This window comes from Hydrogenophaga sp. GW101-3F08, from assembly GCF_059424585.1.
The window spans coordinates 271,319-293,824 of record NZ_JBWKZP010000003.1; the positions used below are offsets into that span (position 1 = coordinate 271,319).

Genomic DNA, 22,506 nt, shown 5'->3' on the forward strand with positions numbered 1-22,506 from the left:
GCGCTTCCATTTCAGTGGCTTTTGATCATCGTGCCGAAAGGCTGGTCGCCCAGCACTTCGAGCAGCAGCGCGTGCGGCACGCGGCCGTCGATGATGTGCACCGCGTTGACGCCGCTCTTGGCCGCGTCCAGCGCACCCGCGATCTTGGGCAGCATGCCACCGGAGATGGTGCCGTCCTCGACGAGTTCGTCGATGCGGCGCGGGGTGAGCTCGGCCAGGAGCTGGCCGGCCTTGTCGAGCACGCCGGGTATGTTGGTGAGCATGAGCAGTTTTTCGGCCTGCAGCACCGTGGCCAGCTTGGCCGCCACCACGTCGGCGTTGATGTTGTAGCTCTCGTTGTTCTCGCCAAACCCGATCGGGCTGACGACCGGAATGAAGGCGTCGTCCTGCAGTGCCTTGACCACGCTGGGGTCGATGCTCACGATGTCGCCCACCTGGCCCACGTCGTGTTCCAGGCTCGGGTCCTTCGGGTCGGCCAGGCGCAGCTTGCGCGCGCGGATCATGGCGCCGTCGCGCCCGGTCAGGCCCACGGCCTTGCCGCCCGCGGCGTTGATCAGGCCCACGATGTCCTGCTGCACCTCACCAGCCAGCACCCACTCCACCACCTCCATGGTCTCGGCGTCGGTCACGCGCATGCCCTGGATGAACTGCCCCTTCTTGCCCAGGCGCTGCAGCAGGGTCTCGATCTGCGGGCCACCGCCGTGCACCACCACCGGGTTGATGCCCACCAGCTTCAGGAGCACCACGTCCTCGGCGAAATCCTGCTGCAGGGCAGGGTCGGTCATGGCGTTGCCGCCGTACTTGATGACCATGGTCTTGCCGTGGTACTTGCGGATGTAAGGCAGCGCCTCGGCCAGGATCTCGGCCTTTTCGCGGGGCTTCACGTGGGAGAGGTCAATGGGGGTGTGGTGGGTGCTGGTCATGGCGGGTGGGCAGATGAAAAACGATGGCCACCAAATTGTAGGTCGCACCGCCCACCAACCCCTCTGTTTAGAAACACCGCGGATCCGGCTCTGCCGGTCCGCTGGTGTTGCCCCCTTGAGGGGGTGGCGCGCAGCGCCCCGGGGGTGGGCGAAGGCCGTCAGAAGTGAATCCCGCGCATCATCTGCTGCATGGCCACCGCCTCGGGCGACAGCTGCGACTTCGCCCCCTTCTCCCCTTTCGCCGCCGACGAATCCGGGAACATGCGGAAACTGGTGTTCATCACGATCTGCGCGATGCGCGGCACGAAGGCGTGCAGCACCTGGCCGGTGACCCCCAGGCGCGTGGCGATGCGCACCGGCTTGAAGATGCAGGCCTGCGCGATCATGTCGGCCGCTTCTTCGGGCGCCAGCGTGGGCACGTTCTTGTAGATCTGCGTGGGCGCGATCATGGGCGTGCGCACCAGCGGCATGTTGATGGTGGTGAAGGTCACGCCCTGGTCGGCGAACTCGCTGCTGGCGCAGCGCGTCCAGGCGTCCAGCGCGGCCTTGCTGGCCACGTAGGCCGAGAAGCGCGGTGCATTGGTCAGCACGCCGATGGAGCTGATGTTGACGATGTGGCCCTTCTTCTTGGCCACCATGCCGGGCAGCAGGCCCATGGTCACGCGCAGGCAGCCGAAGTAGTTGAGCTGCATGGTGCGTTCGAAGTCGTGGAAACGGTCGTAGCTGCCTTCGATGGCGCGGCGGATCGAACGGCCGGCGTTGTTGATCAGGAAATCCACGCCGCCGTGGTTGTCGATCAGCAGCTTCACGAAGCGGTCCGCGTCGGCCATGTCGGCGATGTCGGCCGGGTAGGCGATGAACTGGTAACCCTTGTCTTTTGCTTCCTTGCAGGCTTCGTCCAGCTTGTCCTGGTCGCGCCCGCAGATGATCGTCACCGCGCCGGCCTCGGCGAACTTGTGCGCCGCCGCGAGGCCAATGCCCGAGCTGCCGCCGGTGACCAGCACCACCTTGCCCGCCACCGTTCCCTTCAAGCTGCGATCGATGTGCAGGTCGGGGTCGAGGTGGCGCTCCCAGTAGTCCCACAGGCGCCAGGCGTAGTCCTTCAGGTTGGGGCACGCGATGCCACTGCCCTTGAGCGCGGCCAGCGTGTCGCGGCAGTCGAAGCGCGTGGGGTAGTTGACGAAAGTCATCATGTCCTCGGGCAGGCCGAGGTCCTGCATCACCGCGCGGTAGACGCGGCGCACCGGCGCCAGCGCCATCAGGCCCTTCTTCACGCTCTTGGGGATGAAGCCCATCAGCGCGGCGTTGATGAACAGGTTCATCTTGGGCGCGTGCGCGGCCTTGCTCAAGATGTCGAGCACGTCGCCCACGCGGTAACCCATGGGATCGACCAGGTGGAAGCAGGCACCGGCATTGCGACTCTGGTGGCTGATGTGGTCCAGCGCATCGACCACGAAGTCGACCGGCACGATGTTGATGCGCCCGCCCTCCAGCCCCACGCTGGGCATCCACGGCGGCAGGATCTGGCGCATGCGCTGGATCAGCTTGAAGAAGTAGTACGGCCCGTCGATCTTGTCCATCTCGCCGGTGCGGCTGTCGCCCACCACCGCCGCCGGCCGGTACACCGTCCAGGGCAGCTTGCATTCGGTGCGCACGATCTTCTCGCTCTCGTGCTTGGTCATGAAGTACGGGTGCTCGTAGTTCTCCGCTTCGTCGAACATGTCCTCGCGGAACACGCCTTCGTACAGGCCCGCGGCGGCGATGGACGACACGTGGTGGAAATGACCGGCGCCGATGGCCCGGGCGAACTCCACCGTGTTGCGCGTGCCGTCGATGTTGACGGCGATCTGGCTCTCGGCGTCGGCCTCCAGGTCGTACACGGCGGCGAGGTGGTAGAAGTGGTCGATCTGCCCCTTGAGGGCTTTCACCGCGTCGGCGCTCACCCCCAGCTTCTTCGCGGTCAGGTCACCGTACACCGGCACCGCGCGCGCGGTGCTCACGCCCCAGTATTCGCGCAGCCCGGCCACCTTGCCCGCACTCTCCTGGCGGATGAGGAAGTGCACCACCGAGCCCTTGCGCTCCAGCAGTTTTTTGACAAGGCGTTTGCCGATGAAACCGGTGGCACCGGTGACGAAATAATGCATCGAGGTTCTCCTGAGCGTGTGGTTCGGGTTATTCAACAACCCGCCATTCTTCCCCAACGGCAGGTGCAAACGATTCCGCAGAAACCCGTGTTTGGCCCCTCGGGGATTAGTCGCGCGCCCCTACACAGGCCCCGCGCGCAGCCCGTAAAGTGCCTGCACGCTGTGGGCCGATGCCCACACCCCCATTTTTTCCACCAACGGAGTCCCACATGGTCAAGAAAATCCAGAAGTCCAGCAGCGCCGCCAAGGCCGGCGCCCCCGCCAACTCGCCGCTGTCGGGCGCGATCAAGGACTCGGCCCAGCAGATCTGGCTGGCCGGTCTGGGCGCGTTCTCCAAGGCACAGGCCGAAGGCGGCAAGGCCTTTGAATCCCTGGTCAAGGAAGGTCTGTCGATCCAGCGCAAGACCCAGGCCGTGGCCGAAGAGCGCATCTCCGAAGCCTCCAACCGCATGAGCAGCATGGCGACCGACATTTCCGCCAAGGCGGCGGGCCAATGGGACAAGCTGGAGAACATCTTCGAAGACCGCGTCGCCAAGGCGCTGAACAAGCTGGGCGTGCCATCGGCGCGCGACATCGAGGCCCTGATGGAGCGCATCGACGCGCTGAGCCAGCAGGTGCACCGCCTGAACCCCAAGGCGGCCGCGGCCCCCAAGGCTGCGGCGAAGCCTGCGGCCAAGGCGGCTCCGGCCAAAGTGGCCAAGCCCGCCGCACGCAAGGCCCCCAGCCGCGCCAAGGCCGCCTGAACGCTTGAGAGCTGAGCGAGCGGCGCACTGCGCCGCGACGAGAGGGGCGCCAGGCGCCCCTTTTTCATGCCCGTCCCATTTGTTGCGACGCAGCAATCCCACCCACCCCTGCGGTCTACACTCGAACGCATGACGCCCCCCCGCAAAGCCACTGGCCGATCTGCCGCGCAAGCGGCGCACCCCCACGCGTCAAAACCCGCCCGCCCGCGCACCGCGCTGGCGCTCGCGGGCGGTGGCCCGCTCGGCGCGATCTATGAAATCGGCGCCCTGTGCGCCCTCGACGACTGCCTGCAGGGGATCGACTTCAACGGCTTCGATCACTACGTGGGCGTGTCGGCGGGCGGCTTCATCGCCGCCGGACTGGCCAACGGCTTCACGCCGCACCAGCTCTGCCACGCCTTCATCGAAGACCGCCCCACGGAAGAAAGCTTCGACCCCTCGCTGCTCCTGAAACCCGCCTGGGCCGAGATGGGGGGCCGTCTGCGCCGACTGCCCGGTCTGCTGGGCGAGGCCCTGTGGGCCTGGGGCGTGCAGGGTCGCCCGCTGACCAATGCCTTTGAACGGCTGGGCGCGCTGTTGCCCACGGGCGTGCTCGACAACGAGGACATCCACCGCCAGATCGAGCACCTGTTCAACAAGCCCGGCCGCAGCAACGACTTTCGCCAGTTGCGCGCGCGCCTGACCCTGGTGGCCACCCAGCTCGACACCGGCGAAGCGGCGCCGTTCGGGCGGCCCGGCTGGGACCACGTGCCGATCTCGCGCGCCATTCAGGCCAGCGCCGCCCTGCCAGGGCTGTTTCCACCGGTGAACATCGACGGCAAGCACTACGTGGACGGCGCCCTCAAGAAGACCCTGCACGCCACCGTGGCACTCGACGAAGGGGTGGACCTGCTGCTGTGCCTGAACCCGCTGGTGCCTTTCCATGCGGCGCCCCAGGAAGGTCGCTCGCGCCGCATCCCGTCGCTGGTCGAAGGCGGCCTGCCCACGGTGATGAGCCAGACCTTCCGCTCCATGATCCATTCGCGGCTGGCGCTGGGCATGAAGCACTACGAACGCGCGTATCCGCACACCGACATCGTGCTCATCGAGCCCGACCAGCGCGACGCCGAACTGTTTTTCGCCAACACCTTCAGCTACCGCCAGCGCCGCGAGCTGGCCGAACACGCCTACCAGCAGACCCGGCAAATGCTGCGCGAGCGCCAGGCCGAACTGGCACCGCGCCTGCTTCGGCATGGCGTGACCCTGGACCCGGTGGCGCTCAACGACACCGAACGCCACCTGATCCCCGCCATGCCCGAGGCCGCCCCAACCCCGAGCGCCGTGGACCAACTCCATGCCACCCTCGACCGCCTGCAGCAGCATCTGCAGACCCTGCCCAAGCGGGCCTGACCCATGGTGAAGAAAGCCCCCCGCCGCACCGCCGAACGCATCCTGGAGGTCACGCTGGAGCTGTTCAACCGCTTTGGCGAGCCCAATGTCTCGACCACGCTCATCTCGGCCGAACTTGGCATCAGCCCCGGCAACCTGTACTACCACTACCCGGCCAAGGACGAGCTGATCAACTCGCTGTTCGAGCGCTACGAGCGCGCACTCGGCGATCTGCTGGGCGCCTCCGATGGCGTGCGCAACGTGGAGGACGCCTGGTTCTTCATGCACTCGCTGTTCGAGCTCATCTGGGAATACCGTTTCCTGTACCGGGACCTCAACGACCTGCTGTCCAAGAACCGGCTGCTTGAAACCCATTTCCAGACCGTGCTGAAAAACAAGACCCGCGCGGTGCGCACCCTGCTCGCCGGCATGGGCCGGCATGGCGGGCTGGACATCGACGCCCGCGAGCTGGAGCCCACGGCCAACTGCATGGTGGTGGTGCTCACCTACTGGCTGAGCTTCGAATACGTGCGCGATCCACGCCACGCCCTGGAACCCGAGCAGGCCCAGCAGGCGCTCATGCGCGGCGCCCACCACGTGCTCAACCTGCTGGCCCCCTACCTCGGTGCCGACCAGCGACAGCACCTGCTGCAGCTCAGCGGCCCCTACAACAGCCCCGCGTGACCCCGGCCCAAGGAACCCGCGGCCGCCACGCCGGTGAATACCGGTCGACAGCGCGAGCCTGACACCCCACTGGGGCCGGCTGCGCCGGGGCGGCGCGGAGCCCTGGCCCCACGCATATCAACCCAGGACAGATGCCTTCAAGCCGTCCACCGCCTGGAACAGCGCCTGCCGCGCCTGCGCCACGATCTGGGCGCGCCAGAGGTCGGTGTCCACGTAAAACGCATCCATCATGCGCTGCTGAATGGCCCGCCGCAGCTCGGCCGGGGCATCGGGGTGCAGGTGCAGCCAGTGGTCGCCCCGCAGGGCGTCGATCACGTCCAGGATCGGCACCGTGCCGTACTCCATGGCGATGCCGGTGTACTCGGCCTGCGCGCACTCTTCGTAGACCGCGCCCCACATCAGGCCGCTGAGCCGGGCCGAGGTGGAGGTGCCGTCGTAGATGGACGTCACCGGCGTCTGCCCGTCACCGCCCCACCAGGCCCGCGCGCGCGCCAACGCGACCGCGTCATCGCGGCAGGCGAAGATGCGCTCGCCCACGCCGCTGGGCCCCAGGCCGGTGTGCAGATCGATCCAGGCGATCTGCCGGGCCTGGCCACCGTATTGGCGCAGCACCTGGCGCAGGGTCCGGTTGCTCCAGGTGGGCGAGGTGCCGCCGAAGAACAGCCCGTCGGGAAACCGGTGCTGCCCTTGCGTCACCGCCGCCTGGTAGGCCGCCAGTCCGTGCGCCTCGATGGTGGCGCCGACGGCGGCCTGGTTGTCGGGCCCGGGCGGCCAGGTGTCGGGCAACAGCAGCGCGTGCAGATCCGCATAGGCCGGGTTGGCGGGCAAGGGTTGCGAGAAATCCTGGAAGTTGCGGTTCAGGTCCACGTTCTCGTGCGTCACGCGGCGCACGAAGGAAAAACCATGGGGGTTGAGCGCATGGATGTAGAGCACGGCCACGCCGGCCGCACGCGCGTGCTCGCGCCACTCGGCGTCGTGGACGGCAAACACCTGCACGCCGGAGCCGCAGTAGCCCTCGACCCCGTGGCAGGCGCTGCTGACGATCAGCAGTTGCCGGGCGTCGGCCGGACCGTCGAGCGCCACGTCCATCGCCAGTGTTTCGCCGTCCCGGCCCAGGAGGGGGTGGTTGTGGCTGCGGATGGCCATGCCGGCCGCGGCGGCGCTTTCCAGGAACTGCACCCGGGCCCGAGCGTAAGAGGACGAAAAAGCGCGCTGCGGGCCTATCACGCCGCGTCCCCGGTGCGCGGCTGGCCCAGCCATTGTTCGGCCAGCCGCACCCAGTAGGTCGCTCCCAGCGGAATCAGGTCGTCGTTGAAGTCGTAGCTCGGGTTGTGCAGCATGCAGGGCCCGTCGCCGTGGCCCATGTCGCGGTGCACGCCGTCGCCGTTGGCGATGAAGGCGTAGCAGCCCGGCCGCGCCTGCAGCATGTAGGCGAAGTCCTCCGCGCCCATGGTGGGCTCCTGGTCCAGCACCCGGTCGGGCCCCACGATGTCGGCCATGACGCCGCGCGCGAACGCGGTCTGCTCTGCGTGGTTGACGGTGGGCGGGTAGTTGCGGTGAAAGTGGAACTCGCAGCCCGCACCAAAGGCCGCGCAAGTGTGTTCGGCGATCTCCCGCATGCGGCGCTCGATCAGGTCCAGCACCTCGTAGGTGAAGGTGCGCACCGTGCCCTGGATCACGCAGTGGTCGGGCACCACGTTGTTGGCCTCGCCGGTGTGGATCATGGTCACGGAGATCACACCCGCATCCAGCGGCTTTTTGTTGCGCGTGATGATGGTCTGGAAGGCCATCACCATCTGGCAGGCCACGGGCACCGGGTCGATGCCGTTGTGTGGCAACGCGGCGTGTGCGCCCTTGCCACGGATTTCGATGCGAAAGTCGTTGCTCGACGCCATCACCGGCCCCGTGCTGGCGGCGAAACTGCCCACCGGCAGACCCGGCCAGTTGTGCATGCCAAACACCGCCTCCACCGGAAACTGCTCGAACAGGCCGTCCTTGATCATCTCGCGCGCACCGCCTCCGCCCTCTTCGGCCGGCTGGAAAATCAGGTAGACCGTGCCGTCGAAGTGGCGGTGTTTCGCGAAATGCTGGCCCGCGGCCAGCAGCATGGCGGTGTGGCCGTCGTGGCCGCAGGCGTGCATCTTGCCGGCATGCTGGCTCGCATGGGCGAAGTGGTTGTGCTCCTGCATGGGCAGGGCGTCCATGTCCGCGCGCAGGCCGATCGCCCGGCCACAGGCCCCGCCATCGCGGCCATGCACGATGCCCACCACCCCGGTGGTGCCCATGCCGCGGTGCACCGGAATGCCCCAGTCGGTGAGCTGTTGCGCCACCACGTCGGCGGTGCGCACCTCTTCAAAACAGAGCTCGGGATGGGCGTGGATGTCGCGCCGCAGGGCGGCGATGCCGGCGGCCTGTGTGAGGATGGAATCGATCAGTTTCATGGGAACCTTGGAGGGCTGGAAATCAAGCGCCCATGGTACCCAAGCAACACAACCGGGTGGTCCGCCAGGCGACAACCCTGCTGCCCGGCGGGGCAGCCGCTCTAGCGCCGCACGCGACCGTCTTCGGTCAGCAGGGTGAGCTCAACGAAGCGCGAGCCGGTGTGCTTCTGAGGGCCAAAATCGACCGGGAAACCACCCAGGTTCACGTTCTTCATGCCGTCGATGGCGTCGATGAAGCCCTCGCGGGTGACGCCGCGCCCCGCGCGCTTGAGCGCCTCGACCAGCACCTTGGCCGCGACGAAGCCCTCCATGCCCGAGTAGTTCGGCGACAGGCCCCGCTTGTCCTTGAGCGCCGTCAGGTACTCGCCCGACACCGGGGTGGCCGGCGAATAGGGGAAGGGCATCACCTGGCTGACCGACACCCCTTTCGCCACGGAACCCAGTTCATCGAGCAAGGCCTGGGTGCCGACGAAGGAGACGTTGTAGAAATTGCCGGAGTACCCTTGCTGCCGCGCCAACCGAATGAAGGTCGCGCAGGCCTTGTAGGCACCGACCTGCACGACGGCTTCGGGCTTGACGGCCAAGATGTCCTTCAGCGCCTGGGTCACGTCGGTGCTGTTGCGCTCCACGGTGCCGACCACGGCGGGCTCCAGGTCCAGCGTCTTGAGCGCACGTTGCACGCCCTCGAGGCCTGCCGCGCCATAAGCGTCGTTCTGGTAGAAGACCGCCACCCTCTTGATGCCTACCGAAGTGATCTGGCGCACGATGGCGGCTGTCTCTTCGAAATACGAGGCTCGCACGTGGATGACGTAGCGGTTGAACGGTTCGCGCAGCGCCTGCGCACCGGTGAAAGGCGCAAAAAGGGGCAGTTTGGCCGCGGTCGCCACCGGCAGGGCCGCGAGGCTGGTGGGTGTGCCCACATAGCCGAACAGGGCAAACACGCCGTCGGCAATGAACTGCTTCGTGTTCGCCACGCAGCGCTCGGGCTCGTAGCCGTCGTCCAGGCGCTTGATCTCGATGCGCCGCCCATGAACACCGCCCTGAGCGTTGACCTGCTCCAGGTACAGCTGAGCCCCGATATGGAACTGGAGGCCCAACTGGGCCGAAGGGCCGGTGAAGGGCCCCGACTGCCCCAGCACGATGGCACTGTCGCTCACACCCTGACTTTGCGCCTGTGCCGCCCCTCCCCATACCCCCAAGGCAGAGGAACCCACGAGCTTGCACACGGTTGAAAGTGCCTGGCGACGTTGCATACTGAATCTCCTGCTATGCTGATTTGGGACCGGTTTGTGCACAGCAAAAACCATGCTCAACAGGATGCCCAGCGTACAACATTTTTTTACACCCATGATCGACACCCCGACCCCCGGCGGCGGCGACCCGATGGACACCGTGGTGCGTGGCGCCTGTCCACACGACTGTCCCGACACTTGCGCCCTGCTGACCACGGTCAACCACGGCGTGGCCCTGCGGGTGCAGGGCAATCCGGCGCACCGGCACACCGATGGTGCGCTGTGCACCAAGGTATCGCGCTACACCGAGCGCAGCTACCACCCCGAGCGCATCCTGCAACCGCTCAAGCGCGTGGGCCCCAAGGGCAGTGGCCGGTTTGAACCCGTGGGCTGGGACGACGCGCTGGACGACATCGCCACCCGGCTCAAAGCCATCGCCGCGCGCGACCCGCAGGCCATCCTGCCCTACAGCTACGCCGGCACCATGGGCCAGGTACAGGGCGAAGGCATGGCGGCGCGCTTTTTCCACCGGCTCGGCGCCTCGCACCTGGACCGCACCATCTGCGCCACCGCGGGCGGCGAGGGCCTGACCCACACCCTGGGCGGCAAAGTGGGCATGAAGGTCGAGTTCTTCGCCGAGGCCAAACTGATCCTGATCTGGGGCAGCAACTCCATCGCCAGCAACCTGCATTTCTGGCGCCTGGCCCAGCAGGCCAAACGCGACGGTGCGCGACTGGTCTGCATCGACCCGCGCCGCACCGAGACCGCCGACAAGTGCCACGAACACATTGCCCTGCGCCCGGGCACCGACGCTGCGCTGGCGCTGGCGCTGATGCACGAGCTGATCGTGCACGACTGGCTGGACCACGACTACATCGAGCACCACACCCTGGGCTGGGAAGGCCTGCGCGAGCGTGCCCTGCAGTGGCCGCCCGAGCGCGCCGCCGAGGTCTGCGGCATTCCCGTTCAGCAGATCACCGAGCTGGCGCGCGCCTATGGCAACACCCAACCCGCGGCGATCCGGCTGAACTACGGCATGCAGCGGGTGCGCGGCGGCGGCAACGCGGTGCGCGCCATCGCCTGCCTACCGGCGCTGGTCGGCGCATGGCGCCACCGCGCGGGCGGCCTGCTGCTGTCGTCCTCGGGCCAGTTCCCGGTGAACCGCGCGGCGCTGCACCGGCCCGACCTGCTGGCCGGGCGCACCCCGCGCACCATCAACATGGTCACCATCGGTGACGACCTGCTGCGCGGGACGTCGTCGGCCTTTGGCCCGAAGATCGACGCGCTGATCGTCTACAACAGCAACCCGGTGGCGGTGGCGCCCGAGTCGGGCAAGGTGGTGCAGGGGTTCGCGCGCGAAGACCTCTTCACCGTGGTGCTGGAGCATTTCCAGACCGACACCGCCGACCTGGCGGACTACATCCTGCCCGCCACCACCCAGCTGGAACACTGGGACATCCACACCAGCTACGGCCACACCGACGTGCTGCTCAACCGGCCCGCCATCGCGCCGCTGGGGCAGGCGCGCAGCAACACCGACGTCTTTCGCGCCCTGGCCGCGCGCCTGGGTTTTGACGAACCCTGCTTTCAAGACAGCGATGAAACCCTGTGCCGCACCGTGTTCGGCGACGCGGTGGACTTCGATCAATTGCTGGAACACGGCTTCGCCACCCTGCCCTTGCCCGAGGCACCGTTTGCCCACGGCGGCTTTCCCACGCCGTCGGGTCGCTGCGAGTTTTTCAGCGCGCGGCTGGCGGCTCAGGGCCTGGACGGTCTGCCCGACCACCTGCCCAACCACGAACCCGCCGGCAGCAGCGCGCACTACCCGCTGGCCATGATCTCGCCGCCCGCGCGCAATTTCCTCAACTCCAGTTTTGTCAACGTGAAAAGCCTGCGCGACATCGAGGGCGAACCGGTGCTGGAGATCCACGCCGACGACGCCCAGGCGCGCGGCATCGCCAGCGGCCAGATGGTGCGCATCTTCAACGACCGGGGCGAATACCGCTGCAAGGCCAAGGTGTCGCCGCGCGCGCGCCCCGGCGTGGTCAATGGCCTGGGCATCTGGTGGCGCAAGCTCGGCCCGTCCGGCACCAACGTCAACCAGGTGACCAGCCAGCGGCTGACCGACCTGGGACGCGGCCCGGTGTTCTACGACTGCCTGGTGGAAGTGGCCGGCGTCGCAACCGGCACCTGAAGGCGGCGCCCATGTCGTCCGTGCGCACCTTGTTCAGCCTCACCGGCCTGCTGGTCGTGCTGGCGCCGGGCCTGTCGGGCTGCGCGAGCCCCGGCACCGGGGTGGGCTATTACTGGCAATCGGTCTCCGGCCATCTGCGGATCATGCAGGCCGCCCGCCCGCTGCAGGACTGGCTTGACGACGCACAGACCCCGCCCGCGCTGCGGCAGCGGCTGGCCCTGGCCCAGCGCATCCGGCGCTTCGCCGCGGCCGAACTGGCCCTGCCCGACAACGCCAGCTACCACCGCTACGCCGATCTGCACCGCAAGGCCGCGGTCTACAACGTCGTGGCCGCCCCCGCGCTGTCGCTCACGCTGCAGAGCTGGTGCTTCCCCGTGGTGGGCTGTGTGGGCTATCGCGGCTATTTTGACGAAACCCAGGCCCAGGCCTTCGCCCGAAGCCTGCCCGAGGAGCTGGAGTCCGTGGTGTACCCGGTGCCGGCCTACTCCACGCTGGGCTGGATGAACTGGGCCGGCGGCGATCCGCTGCTCAACACCTTCATTGGCTACCCCGAGGGCGAACTGGCGCGTATCGTGTTCCACGAGCTGGCCCACCAGGTGCTCTACGCCAAAGGCGACATGGTGTTCAACGAGTCGTTCGCCACCGCGGTCGAACGCCTGGGCGGCGAGCGCTGGTTGGCGCACCACGCCAGCGATACGGCGCGCCGCGAATACGCGGCTTTCGATGCGCGCCGGCACGAGTTCCGCGCCCTCACCTACGCGGTGCGACAGCGGCTGGAAGGCATCTACGCCGACACCGCCATCGACGACGCCGAAAAAGTCCGCCGCAAGTCCGAAACGATGGCCGACTTCCACCAGACCTACCGCACGCTCAGGCAGCGCTGGAACGGTTACGCCGGCTACGACGCCTGGGTCGCTCGCGCCAACAACGCCAGCTTCGGTGCCCAGGCCGCCTACGACACCCTGGTGCCGGGCTTTGAAGCCCTGTTCGAACGCGAGGGCCGGGATTTCCGCCGGTTTTATGATGCGGTGCGCGCGCTGGCGCAACAACCGCAGGAAGAGCGGCACGCGGCGCTGCGGCGACTGTCCCTCCCGAGCGAGGCGATGGTGGCGGCCGGACAACCGGCCCCCACCCCGACGGCTCACCCTTGACGATTCACCTCCACGAAACATCCCATGGCCGACATCCACATCCGACGCAATCACCACCTGGGCCTGGCCGGCGCGCGCAAAGTGGCCTGGAAATGGGCCGAACAGGCCGAAGCCGACTTCGACATGAGCTGCACCTACGAAGAAGGCGGCGACTGCGACGAAGTGCAATTCAGCCGCACCGGCGTGAACGGCACGCTTCGGGTGTCGGACGATCACTTCGAACTCGACGCCAAGCTGGGGTTTCTGCTCGGCGCGTTCAAGGACCGCATTGAAGGCGAGATCGTGAAGAACCTCGACGAGTTGCTGACGACCCAAAAACCCGCCAGCAAATCAGCGGCCAAAAAGAAAAAGGCCTGAGCGCGCGCAGGCCTTCTTCAAGCGTTCACCGTCCAGCGGTCAAACACCCACTCCGCCGGAGTGCAGTGCATGACCCAGAACGCGTTGATCCCGGCTTTGCCGGACCGCATCACGTTGCCCCCTTGAAGGCGTCGCGCGCTGCCCGGCGGGGGTGGTTTTTCAGCTCAGTGATTCGATCAGGTCGACGTACTGCTGCATCGCGTCGTCGCCCGACGTGCCCTTGAGGCCGTTCCAAGCGTCCCATTTGGCACGGCCCACCATGTCGCCGAAGCCCGGCTTCTTCTCGGCGTTGTCACCCGCGGTGGCCTGCTTGTACAGCGCGTAGATCTTCAGCAGCGTGGCGTTGTCGGGACGCTCGCTGAGGTTCTTGGAGTTGGCCACGGCGGCATCGAAACGGGTCTTGAGGTCGGACATGCAGGGTCTCCTGGAGGGGCTGAAGGCGCCCGATGCGTTGCACATACCGCACGGCATCAGGGCTGGCCCGGTATCTTACGGGCTGCCCTGACGGCAAAATAGACGCAAACACCCACAACATGCCGAGCCCACACGCCGCCCCTCGGGTGGTGCCGTGAGGCCCCAGGCCACCGGAGATGACATGGTCCAGCGCGTTGCCCAATCCGCCACTGCCTCGGCGGCGGTCCCGCCGTCCGCGGCACGGAAGAGCCCCCGAAAGAAAACAGCTCCGACCACCGCCCGCGGCGCCGTGCAGACGCTGGCCAGCACGCTGGGACTGGAGGGCGAACGCATGAGCAAGGTCGACACCGCCTGGCTGCGCATGGACTCGCCGTCGAACCTGATGATGATCGTCGGGGTCTGGATCCTGCGTCCCGGCATCACCCACGCGGCGCTGGCCGAGCGCGTGCGCGAGCGCCTGCTGCCCTACCGCCGTTTTGTGCAGGCGGCCCGCGAAGACGCCGCCGGCGCGCACTGGATGGACGACCGCGACTTTCGCCTGGAACGCCACGTGGTCACCCACACCCTCACGCGCCAGCGCGGCCAGAGCGAACAGGACGCGCTGCAGGACCGTGTGGCCGAACTCGCGATGCAGCCGCTGGACCACCGGCACCCGCTGTGGCGGTTTGATCTGATCGAGCGGTACGACGGTGGCTCGGCGCTGATCGCGCGCATCCACCACTGCATCGCCGACGGCATTGCCCTGATCAGCGTGATGATGAGCCTGGTCGATGGCGGCGCGCTGCCGCCACAGCGCAAGGCGGCCAAACCGGCCAAGACCGGTCTGGACGCGGCCGAGGACTGGGTGGCCGACACGCTGATCCGCCCCTTGGGCGACCTGACCGCGCGGGCGCTGGAAGTCGCGGGCGGCGGCGCGGCCAAATCATTGGCCCTGCTGGCGGCGCCCCAGCAGGGCCTGAACGATACCCTGGGGCAGGCGATGGAAGTGGCCCGCATGGGCGGCCAGCTCGCCAGCGATCTGGCCGCTCTGGCGCTCATGCCCGACGACTCACCGACCCGGCTCAAGGGTCAGCCCGGACGCGCCAAGCGCGTCGCCTGGTGCGAGCCCATCCCGCTGGACGAGGTCAAAGCCATCGGCAAGGCCTTGAACTGCTCGGTCAACGACGTGCTGCTCAGCTGCGTGGCCGGCGCCATTGGCGCCTATCTGCGCGCCCACGGCGACAACCCCCAGGGCCAGGAAATCCGCGCCATGGTGCCGATCAATCTGCGCCCGATGGCGGACGCCTGGAAGCTGGGCAACCGTTTTGGACTGGTGCCGCTGGTGCTGCCCATCGGCATCGACAACCCGATCGAACGTGTGTTCGCGGTGCGGGCGCGCATGAACGACCTCAAGGGCAGTCTGCAGCCCTTGCTGACCTTTGGCCTGCTGTCGGTGGCCGGGCTGCTGGTCAAGCCCGCGCAGGACGCGATGCTCAGCCTGTTTGGTCGCAAGACCACGGCCGTCATGACCAACGTGCCCGGCCCGGCCCACAAGATGAAACTGTGCGGTGCCACGCTGGAGCAGACCATGTTCTGGGTACCGCAATCCGGCACGGTGGGTCTGGGCGTGTCGATCCTCAGCTATGGCGGCGGCGTGCAATTCGGCGTGATCGCCGACACCACCCTGTGCCCCGACCCACAGCGCATCATCGACCAGTTCACACCGGAGTTCGCCCGGCTGCTCACCCTGACGCTGATGTTGCCCTGGGGACGGGATTGACCCCCCCGCGCCGCGCCTAAGGGCGCGTCACCCCCCAGGGGGCGATGCGAGTGGCCCGGCGAAGCCGGTTCCACCGCATCCTGGGTGGAAGACATGCCGCGCCGGAGGGGGAGTTGGTGCCAGGGCACCGCGGAACCGGCTTTGCCGGGCCGCCAGTGCCGCCCCCTGGGGGGTGACGCGCCCTTAGGCGCGGCGCGGGGGGAGCGTGACTACCCCACTCTTCTACTGGCGATTTCCAGCAGGCCGTCAAAGATCAGGCTGTCCACCAGTTCGCAGGGGGTGGACATGCTGGGTGCCATTTTCCAACCCGCACCACCGGTCATGAACACCACCGGCGGTTCGCCGCAGTGGCGCTGCAGGTTCTCCACCATGCGCTGCACGGCGCCCGCGATGGCGAAGGTGCCGCCACTGGTGAGCGCGTCGCTGGTGTTGGTGGGGAAGTCGCGCACGTCGCCGGTGGGCACATGCAGACCGGCCGTGCCCGACTCCAGCGCGCGCAGCATGATGCCGTGGCCCGGCAGGATGATGCCGCCCAGGAAGCGGCCCTCGGCGTCGATGGCCTCGACCGTGACCGCCGTGCCCACCATCACCACCACACAGGGACGCGCCGGCCCCCGGGCCAGCAGCCGCTGGCGCGCGCCGATCATGGCGACCCAGCGGTCCGATCCCAGACGCGCAGGATGGTCGTATCCGTTGATCACGCCCGCTTCGCTGAGGCTGGAGACCACCCACTGCGGCGTCACGTCCCACAGTTCCAGCTGCTCCTGCACCCGGCCTTTCACCGCGTCTCCCGCCACGATGCAGCCCACCACCCATTGCGGGGCGGGAAGGGCGTTCCAGTCGCCTTCGGCCAGCTTCTCGATGTTTTCCAGGAACTGCGCGCCATGGGCCAACAGCCTCGCGCCCACACGGGGCGCATCGTAGAGGGCCCACTTCAGGCGGGTGTTTCCAACGTCCAGGGCCAGAAAAGTCATGGGCGCATTATCACCACGCGACCACCGTGAAGTTGCGGCGGTGCAGCATCGTCTGACCCGGCCGGTGCCAGGCGCTCAGATCAGGCCGATCCAGCAGGCGCGCTGCACGGCCGCGAGCTTGTTGTCGGTCTGCAACTTGGCCATGGCGTTGGCCAGGTGGTAGTTCACGGTGCGTTCGGAACAATCCATCCGCTGCGCGGTTTCGCGCGCGGTGAGCCCCTCGAACGCCAGGTTGAGGCTTTCCTGCTCACGCGGACTCAGGTTGACCCGCTGCTCGGCGATGGCGCGCCTGAGCATGGGCCAGACGTTGTAGGCCGACCAGGCCAGCACCGCGGCCTCCGAGCGATCGGCAAAAGCGCGTGGGCTGAACATGAAGCACTCGAAGGCCCGCCCGGCTGGCAAGGTGAAGGCCACCCGCACCAGGGTCTGGTATCCGTGGGCCAGCCAGAGGCGGCGCCAGCGACCACTTTGTTCAAAGGCCGATTTGGAGATGTCCTGCCAGGCCACCAGTGGTGCGTCGCTTTCGCGCCAGCTGGCGCCAAAGTCCCGGCTCTCGGCCAGCGCCGAGGCCGGCCCGAGCAGCCGCGGGGGGTGCACCGCCAGCACATCGCGTTCGTCGCTCCCCGCCATCGGATTGGGGCCCAGCACCACCACGGCTTCCACGCCCTGCTCCTGCAGCGCGCAGACCCAATCGGCCAGAATGGCGTCTACGCCCACACTGTCAAAGTTGACAGGCAAAGTCATGTTGCGTTGCACACTGTTGCACGGACAATGCATTGCAACAGTGACAGTGGGGGGGATGTCACGGCCCGTTGGCTGTCTTTGTTGAAGGAGTACATGTTGCCGATGGACCGTTTGTGGGTTCAAAGTGCCGGAGCCCGACTCTGGCATTGGGTGCTGGACGAGATCATCCGCGCCCCGCTGGAGCCTATTTTGCACCCATCCAGCAATCGGCTGATCTGGATTGGCGCGTTTACCTTTTTCGGGCACATCATTTTTGCCTGGGTGTGGGGGCGGTGGCTGCCCCAGCCGTACGAAAACCCTGGCGTGCGCGCCGCCATGGCCCTGCTGGCGCTGCTGTACCTGTTGCCGGCCGTCTACAAAGAGCCGGCCTCGCAGCAAAGCGGTTGGCTGTTCACTGTGGCGACCTGGGTCCAGCTGCCCTGGTTCTTCACCTGGATGTACTGCATGAACGACGGCAATCAGGTCTGGCTGGCCAGCCTGACCGCCATGATCCTGATCTACTACCACGCAACCGACTGGCGCCTGGCTTCGCTGGGCCTGATCACGGGCGGACTGGCGGGCTGGGCCACAGCGGGTCTCATGCATGTGAACAGCGCCCCCTGGCGCGAGCCCCTCGCGAACATCGTCGTGATCGCCTTTGGCAGTGTGATGGGTGTGATGCTGGGTTTTTCCAGCGCCAACCTGCGCCGCGCGCGCCTGTTCAACACGCTGAGCACCATGGGCGTGATGGCGCACGAACTGCGCACGCCGCTGGCCACCGTCAATCTGATGGGCGACGTGTTGCGCAATCTGGTGCAGCACGACGTCCCCGAGAGCAAGCGCAAGAAGATCGAAGAACTCTCCGGGCGGCTGCAGAACCTGGTGCGCAGCATGAACCGCCAGATCGACACCCAGATCTCCAACGCCCAGCTGCTGCGCCTGCCGCGCGAGCAGTCCGCCATCATGGCCGCCGAGCTGGTGAACGAGCTGGTCAGCCACTACCCGTTCCGCTCATTCCGCGAGCGCGATTGCGTGCAGGTGCACATTCAGCAGGATTTCTGCTTTCAGGGTTCACGCCCCCTGTTTGCCCAGGTGCTCACCAATCTGCTGAAGAACGCCCTGCATTCCCTGGCGTCGGCGGGCGCAGCCCCCCAACCCGGCGACCTGCGCATCCAGGTGGGCCTGCACCATGGCAAGGGGCGCATCGCCGTCTCCGATACCGGCGTGGGCATTCCCTACGAGAAGCTGCACCGCATTTTTGAACCCTTTTTCTCCACCCAGGTGGGCGCGGGCAGTGGGCTGGGCCTCACGTTCTGCAAGAACGTGGTCGAGGCCGCCCACGGCCAGATCAGCGTGCACTCCGAACCCAACGAGGGAGCGGTTTTCATGATCGACCTCCCGCTCGACACACCCAAAGACGCCTGAATCGGCTCACACCAGCAACCCCATATGGCCATCAAAATTCCCCTCTTTCAGCGTCCGGGCAACATCCTGTTTCTCGACGACGACATCGACTATCTCGAAATGCTCGGCATGGTCGTTCCCGCCCACCTGCAGATGGAGCTGTACTCGCGGCCAGCCGGGTTTGTCGAACGCATGCGGGAGGAGCCCGCGCGCTGGGAGGCCGACGCCGGACTGCACATCCAGATGATCGAGCGCTGGCGGCAGGGGCAGCCATTGATGCCCCAGGTCCTGCGGTACTGGGCCAACAACCCGTCGCGCTACCGGTTGGCGCAGATCTGCGTGGTGGACTACGCCATGCCCGGCACCGACGGTCTGAAGGTGCTCAACACCCTGCTGGACTGGCCGGGCTCGCGGGTGCTGCTGACGGGCGCCGCCGACGAACAGATCGCCATCCAGGCGTTCAACCACGGACTGATCGACCAGTTCATCCCCAAGCAGACCGCGGACATTTCAGGTCGTCTGCTGACGGCCCTGGCCAAGCTCGCCCATGCGCCACACCCCCGCCTGAACACCCTCTGGCGCGCGGCCCTGCGGCCCACCCAGCAATCCATACTGCAGATGCCTTCGGTGGCGCACGCGCTGCAGGCGCACACCCAGAAGCGCTGGGTGGAATACGTGGTGCTGGGTGAACCCTTCGGCCTGTTGGGGCTGAACGCCACGGGGGGTTGCGAATGGTTGCAGCTGGAGCCCACCACCGGCCTGACGGACCTGGCGGAACTGGCGAACTCCGCCGGTCTGGGTTTTGACCTGGTGCGCGCGGTGCAGGCTGGACAGCTGCTGCCCGCGGTGGAACTGCACCAACAGCTGAACCTGCCCGGCCCCATTCGCACGGCGCGGACCTTGTCGATGGGAGACGACGCGGTGCTGACCGCTGCCCTCTTCCCCTTGACCGAGGCCGACCTGCCGCAGCCCATCTACCCCTACCGCAACTTCCTGGAGGCCCAGGGGGCCCGGGTGATTCAGGACGCCTGAGCGCCCGCGGCGACGGCTCGGGCGCGGCGCGCGATCGGCCAGTCCCAGGGCTTGACCAGCGGCGCGATTTCCCGCGCCACATCGACCACATGATCCAGCTCGGCGTCGGTCAGGGACGCGTTGAGCGTGAGCCTGACCATGGCGCGGTTGCGGCTCGTCGCGGGCGCACAGAAGATGGCGCCGAACACCCCGCGTTCCTCCAGGGCGTCGCGCAGCTTCATGGTCTCGGGTTCGGTGCCCGCCTCCAGGGAAATGATCTGCTCCGTGCCCTGGTGAATGGGATACCCCAGACGGGTGAACGCGTCCCTCAGCCGGCGGGTCACCGAGCGCAGCCGGCCGCGCTCGGCGTCGGCCGCGCGCAGCACCGCCACCGTGGCCTGCAGCCCGGCCACCTCGGGCGGCAGCAGGCAGGAGCTGAAGATGTTGGGGTAGCTGGAGCTCAGGATGTAGTAGCGCATGCTGGCGGGCGCGCTGAAGAAACCGGCCCGGCCCGCGACCGCCTTGGCCAGGCTGGCGGTGATGAAATGCACCCGGTCCGTCAGCCCCAGCTCGGCGCACAGGCCCGCGCCTCCCGGCCCATGGGTTCCCAGCGAATGCGACTCGTCCACCAGGATCATGCTGCCGTGTTTTTCCGCAACCTCCACCATGTCCTTCAAAGGGCAGAGCGCGCCCGTCGTGCTGTAGACCGAGTCCACCACCACGATGCCCGCGCCCTTCTTCTCCAGCATCCGGTCCAGGTGATCCGGATCGTTGTGCCGGAACGCGTGCGCGGGCGCGCGGGCCGCATGCGCGCCCTCCCAGAGCGAGGTGTGGGCCAGGGTGTCAAGGTAGACCGGCGTGCTGGCGTCCGCGATGGACTGCAGCAGACCCACATTGGCGGCGTAGCCCGACTGGCAGACGAAGCCGTCCTCTTTCCCGACCCAGTCGGCCAGCGCCATTTCCAGCGCGCGCGTCGGGTGCTGCTGGAGCAGGAAGACCCCCGACTGGACCACGAACTCCGTGCTGCGCGTCACCGCCTCGACCTGCGCCGCGACGATGGCCGGATGCCCGGTGACGTTCAGGTAGTCGTTGCCATCCAGACGCACGGCGTTGGGCCCGGGCGGGCGTCCATGGAGAACGAAACGTCCACCCCAGGTGTCTCGCCATCGGGGGGCGAATTCGCGCCCGATGCGGGCCTGCAACGCAGTGGACAGCGGCGGGTCGACCGGGGACTTTTCGCGGACGGGTTGAAGCGTTTCCATCGAGATCTCCTTTGAGAGTGGGAAATCTCATTGAAAAAAGAAATCTGTTAGGAATTCACAACATACCTGCTAACCCTGACAGGTCTTGTTACGCTTTATCCTCGCGTTTCGTGACGTTCTGCCGACAGTTGGCAAAGACGAACCTCCGGCGCCCCGGCGGGGTGCTCACCCCGTCGTCAACTCACGACGTCGTCAATTCTGGCGCCAAGGCAGGCCGTGGTAGCGCCAACCGCCCTTGCGGCCCCGGTGCGCGTTCTCGTCGGGGTCGCCCTCAAACCCCTCCAGCACGTTGTAGGACTCCAGCCCCAGTTCGGTGGCGCGCTTGGCCGCGGCAATGGAGCGCACCCCGCTGCGGCACAAAAACACCAGCTTCCTGCCGTTGGCCGCCTGGCTCACCAGTTGGTCAAATGCCGGGTTCATCGCCATGCCCGGCCACTGCTTCCAGGCCGCGGCCACCGCACCGGGCACGAACCCGACCCATTCGCGCTCGGCATCGGTTCGCACGTCCACCAGCACCGCCTCGCCCGCCTGCACCCACTGCCAGGCCAGCTGAGGCGACACGTCACCGGCATAGCCCGCCTGCGCCGGGCGCGGGCGCATGAGCAACGCGCCGTCCGCGTCGTGGCGAATGCCGGAACTGAGGTTGGCCGGCACGGCTTCGTCGATGCGACGTGGCTTGGGCAGATGGAGCGCGTCCATGAGGGCCACGAACTCGGCCTCGGTCTTGCCCGCCACGCGGGCATTGCCCTTCTTCTCGTGGCCAATGCTGGAATGCTTGCGCCCCTGGTAATCGTGCCCGGGCCACACGATGGTGTCATCGGGCAGGGCAAACAGCACCTGGGTCAGGCTGCGGTACAGATCGACGGCACTGCCGGACTGGAAGTCGGTGCGGCCGCAGCCGTTGATGAGCAGGGTGTCGCCCGTGAAGACGTGGTTGCGCCACACATAGCTCATGCCGCCGGCGGTGTGGCCCGGGGTGTGCAGGACCTGCAGCACTTCCTGCCCGAACGGCAGCGTGTCGCCGTGCCGCAGCTGCACCGCGGCGGTGCCGATCCCACAGCCCTGCGGTGCGGCGGTTCGGGCTCCGGCCAGCTCGGCGAGCTTGCCCGCGCTGGTGATGTGGTCGGCGTGGGCATGGGTTTCCACCGCCCAGACCAGTTTCAGGCCGTACTCGCGCAGGATCGCCAGATCGCGCTCGATCTGCTCGTCCACCGGATCGATGATGATCGCGTCGCGCGTGACCTGGTCAAACAGCACATAGGTGTAGGTGCTGGAATCGGGATCGAACAGCTGTATCGGTTTCATGGTTTTCCCCTCTGGATGTCCGGGCAAGCGCCGCTCACGAAAAACGGGCCAGCATGTCGGCCACGTCGTCCGCGGGGACATCGCCCTGGGCGATGACGCAGCCCACCATGGTGAAGAAGGTCTTGTCCAGCGCCTTGCGGGCGGCGGCGAGTTGCTGCGCCACTTTTTCGCAGTCGGCGTCGGTTTCGATCAACTTTTGAATACCCCGCAACTGACCTTCCACGCGCTTGAGGCGCAGGACCAGGGCTCGCTTGCGTTCGGGATCGTGGACGGTGGACATCGGGTCTTCCTGTGAATGAAACAGGGCTCCTGCTACACGACCGGCCGCACGGGCGAAACGGTCGCTGACATACCCCAACAAGTATTGTAGTAAGCCAGCTCCCGGCGGGTGATACCCCTGCCCGCTTCGTCCTCTCT

Annotated in this window: 20 protein-coding genes and 1 pseudogene; 9 read left to right on the top strand and 12 right to left on the bottom strand. The window is 67.2% G+C overall.

Features of this window, described 5'->3' with window-relative positions; all coding sequences use genetic code 11:
- Positions 1 to 11: 11 nt before the first annotated feature.
- The gene (gene argB / locus AC07YZ_RS10735) at positions 12 to 923 is read right to left on the bottom strand and encodes an acetylglutamate kinase (RefSeq protein ID WP_494794734.1); all 912 of its coding nucleotides are present in this window, start codon (positions 921 to 923) and stop codon (positions 12 to 14) included.
- A gap of 158 nt (positions 924 to 1,081) precedes the next feature.
- Positions 1,082 to 3,067 carry an SDR family oxidoreductase gene (locus tag AC07YZ_RS10740; protein WP_226491414.1) on the bottom strand — a complete coding sequence of 662 codons (1,986 nt, stop codon included), beginning with the start codon at positions 3,065 to 3,067 and terminating at the stop codon, positions 1,082 to 1,084.
- A 209-nt stretch (positions 3,068 to 3,276) separates the two neighbouring features.
- Here AC07YZ_RS10740 and AC07YZ_RS10745 point away from each other — a divergent pair, with 209 nt between their 5' ends.
- The 3 genes from AC07YZ_RS10745 to AC07YZ_RS10755 all read left to right on the top strand — a co-directional run bounded on the left by AC07YZ_RS10745 (position 3,277) and on the right by AC07YZ_RS10755 (position 5,862).
- Complete coding sequence (locus AC07YZ_RS10745; RefSeq protein ID WP_494794735.1) at positions 3,277 to 3,810, top strand: phasin family protein; 534 nt, start codon at positions 3,277 to 3,279, stop codon at positions 3,808 to 3,810.
- Positions 3,811 to 3,939: 129 nt separating this feature from the next.
- The gene (locus AC07YZ_RS10750; protein WP_226491412.1) at positions 3,940 to 5,199 is read left to right on the top strand and encodes a patatin-like phospholipase family protein; all 1,260 of its coding nucleotides are present in this window, start codon (positions 3,940 to 3,942) and stop codon (positions 5,197 to 5,199) included.
- Positions 5,200 to 5,202: 3 nt separating this feature from the next.
- On the top strand, positions 5,203 to 5,862 hold the full coding sequence (locus tag AC07YZ_RS10755; RefSeq protein ID WP_226491411.1) for a TetR/AcrR family transcriptional regulator: 660 nt from the start codon (positions 5,203 to 5,205) through the stop codon (positions 5,860 to 5,862).
- A gap of 117 nt (positions 5,863 to 5,979) precedes the next feature.
- On the opposite strand, the gene AC07YZ_RS10760 is transcribed toward AC07YZ_RS10755, so the two are convergent.
- The 3 genes from AC07YZ_RS10760 to AC07YZ_RS10770 form a co-directional block, all read right to left on the bottom strand.
- Complete coding sequence (locus AC07YZ_RS10760; protein ID WP_494794736.1) at positions 5,980 to 7,089, bottom strand: M14 family metallopeptidase; 1,110 nt, start codon at positions 7,087 to 7,089, stop codon at positions 5,980 to 5,982.
- On the bottom strand, positions 7,086 to 8,303 hold the full coding sequence (locus AC07YZ_RS10765; RefSeq protein ID WP_494794737.1) for a M20 aminoacylase family protein: 1,218 nt from the start codon (positions 8,301 to 8,303) through the stop codon (positions 7,086 to 7,088). The genes AC07YZ_RS10760 and AC07YZ_RS10765 overlap by 4 nt, the downstream gene beginning before the upstream one ends.
- Positions 8,304 to 8,404: 101 nt before the next feature.
- The gene (locus AC07YZ_RS10770) at positions 8,405 to 9,556 is read right to left on the bottom strand and encodes an ABC transporter substrate-binding protein (protein ID WP_264181818.1); all 1,152 of its coding nucleotides are present in this window, start codon (positions 9,554 to 9,556) and stop codon (positions 8,405 to 8,407) included.
- A 94-nt stretch (positions 9,557 to 9,650) separates the two neighbouring features.
- On the opposite strand from AC07YZ_RS10770, the gene AC07YZ_RS10775 reads away from it, so the two are divergent.
- From AC07YZ_RS10775 to AC07YZ_RS10785, 3 genes are read left to right on the top strand one after another with little or no spacing between them, the layout of a single operon-like run.
- Positions 9,651 to 11,729, top strand: coding sequence for a molybdopterin-containing oxidoreductase family protein (locus AC07YZ_RS10775; RefSeq protein ID WP_494794738.1), 2,079 nt, complete (start codon positions 9,651 to 9,653; stop codon positions 11,727 to 11,729).
- Between the two features lie 11 nt (positions 11,730 to 11,740).
- Positions 11,741 to 12,880, top strand: a complete 1,140-nt coding sequence (locus AC07YZ_RS10780; protein WP_494794739.1) for an aminopeptidase — start codon at positions 11,741 to 11,743, stop codon at positions 12,878 to 12,880.
- A gap of 24 nt (positions 12,881 to 12,904) precedes the next feature.
- Positions 12,905 to 13,237, top strand: coding sequence for a polyhydroxyalkanoic acid system family protein (locus AC07YZ_RS10785; RefSeq protein ID WP_226491405.1), 333 nt, complete (start codon positions 12,905 to 12,907; stop codon positions 13,235 to 13,237).
- A 159-nt stretch (positions 13,238 to 13,396) separates the two neighbouring features.
- Here AC07YZ_RS10785 and AC07YZ_RS10790 read toward each other — a convergent pair whose 3' ends face one another.
- Positions 13,397 to 13,651 carry an acyl-CoA-binding protein gene (locus AC07YZ_RS10790; protein WP_068167447.1) on the bottom strand — a complete coding sequence of 85 codons (255 nt, stop codon included), beginning with the start codon at positions 13,649 to 13,651 and terminating at the stop codon, positions 13,397 to 13,399.
- A 331-nt stretch (positions 13,652 to 13,982) separates the two neighbouring features.
- Here AC07YZ_RS10790 and AC07YZ_RS10795 point away from each other — a divergent pair, with 331 nt between their 5' ends.
- Complete coding sequence (locus tag AC07YZ_RS10795; RefSeq protein WP_494794740.1) at positions 13,983 to 15,410, top strand: wax ester/triacylglycerol synthase family O-acyltransferase; 1,428 nt, start codon at positions 13,983 to 13,985, stop codon at positions 15,408 to 15,410.
- Between the two features lie 209 nt (positions 15,411 to 15,619).
- On the opposite strand, the gene AC07YZ_RS10800 is transcribed toward AC07YZ_RS10795, so the two are convergent.
- Positions 15,620 to 16,384, bottom strand: coding sequence for a type III pantothenate kinase (locus tag AC07YZ_RS10800; RefSeq protein WP_226491403.1), 765 nt, complete (start codon positions 16,382 to 16,384; stop codon positions 15,620 to 15,622).
- A gap of 75 nt (positions 16,385 to 16,459) precedes the next feature.
- Positions 16,460 to 17,128, bottom strand: a complete 669-nt coding sequence (locus tag AC07YZ_RS10805; RefSeq protein ID WP_226491402.1) for a helix-turn-helix transcriptional regulator — start codon at positions 17,126 to 17,128, stop codon at positions 16,460 to 16,462.
- 93 nt (positions 17,129 to 17,221) lie between these two features.
- On the opposite strand from AC07YZ_RS10805, the gene AC07YZ_RS10810 reads away from it, so the two are divergent.
- Together AC07YZ_RS10810 and AC07YZ_RS10815 are read left to right on the top strand one after the other, a co-directional pair.
- Positions 17,222 to 18,532, top strand: a complete 1,311-nt coding sequence (locus AC07YZ_RS10810) for a sensor histidine kinase (RefSeq protein ID WP_494794741.1) — start codon at positions 17,222 to 17,224, stop codon at positions 18,530 to 18,532.
- Positions 18,533 to 18,556: 24 nt separating this feature from the next.
- Positions 18,557 to 19,543: a response regulator gene (locus AC07YZ_RS10815; RefSeq protein ID WP_226491400.1), complete on the top strand. Its 987-nt coding sequence runs from the start codon at positions 18,557 to 18,559 to the stop codon at positions 19,541 to 19,543.
- On the opposite strand, the gene cqsA is transcribed toward AC07YZ_RS10815, so the two are convergent.
- From cqsA to AC07YZ_RS10835, 4 genes and pseudogenes are all read right to left on the bottom strand, one after another.
- Positions 19,531 to 20,784, bottom strand: coding sequence for an alpha-hydroxyketone-type quorum-sensing autoinducer synthase (cqsA, locus tag AC07YZ_RS10820; protein ID WP_226491399.1), 1,254 nt, complete (start codon positions 20,782 to 20,784; stop codon positions 19,531 to 19,533). The genes AC07YZ_RS10815 and cqsA overlap by 13 nt on opposite strands.
- Positions 20,785 to 20,976: 192 nt before the next feature.
- Entirely contained in the window at positions 20,977 to 21,384 is a 408-nt protein-coding gene (locus AC07YZ_RS10825; protein WP_226494643.1) for a rhodanese-like domain-containing protein, read from the bottom strand.
- A 204-nt stretch (positions 21,385 to 21,588) separates the two neighbouring features.
- Positions 21,589 to 22,170 (bottom strand): annotated as a pseudogene (locus AC07YZ_RS10830) (MBL fold metallo-hydrolase); the annotation flags it as partial.
- Positions 22,124 to 22,369 carry a metal-sensitive transcriptional regulator gene (locus AC07YZ_RS10835; RefSeq protein ID WP_068167453.1) on the bottom strand — a complete coding sequence of 82 codons (246 nt, stop codon included), beginning with the start codon at positions 22,367 to 22,369 and terminating at the stop codon, positions 22,124 to 22,126. The pseudogene AC07YZ_RS10830 and the gene AC07YZ_RS10835, both read right to left, overlap by 47 nt.
- Between the last annotated feature and the right edge of the window lie 137 nt (positions 22,370 to 22,506).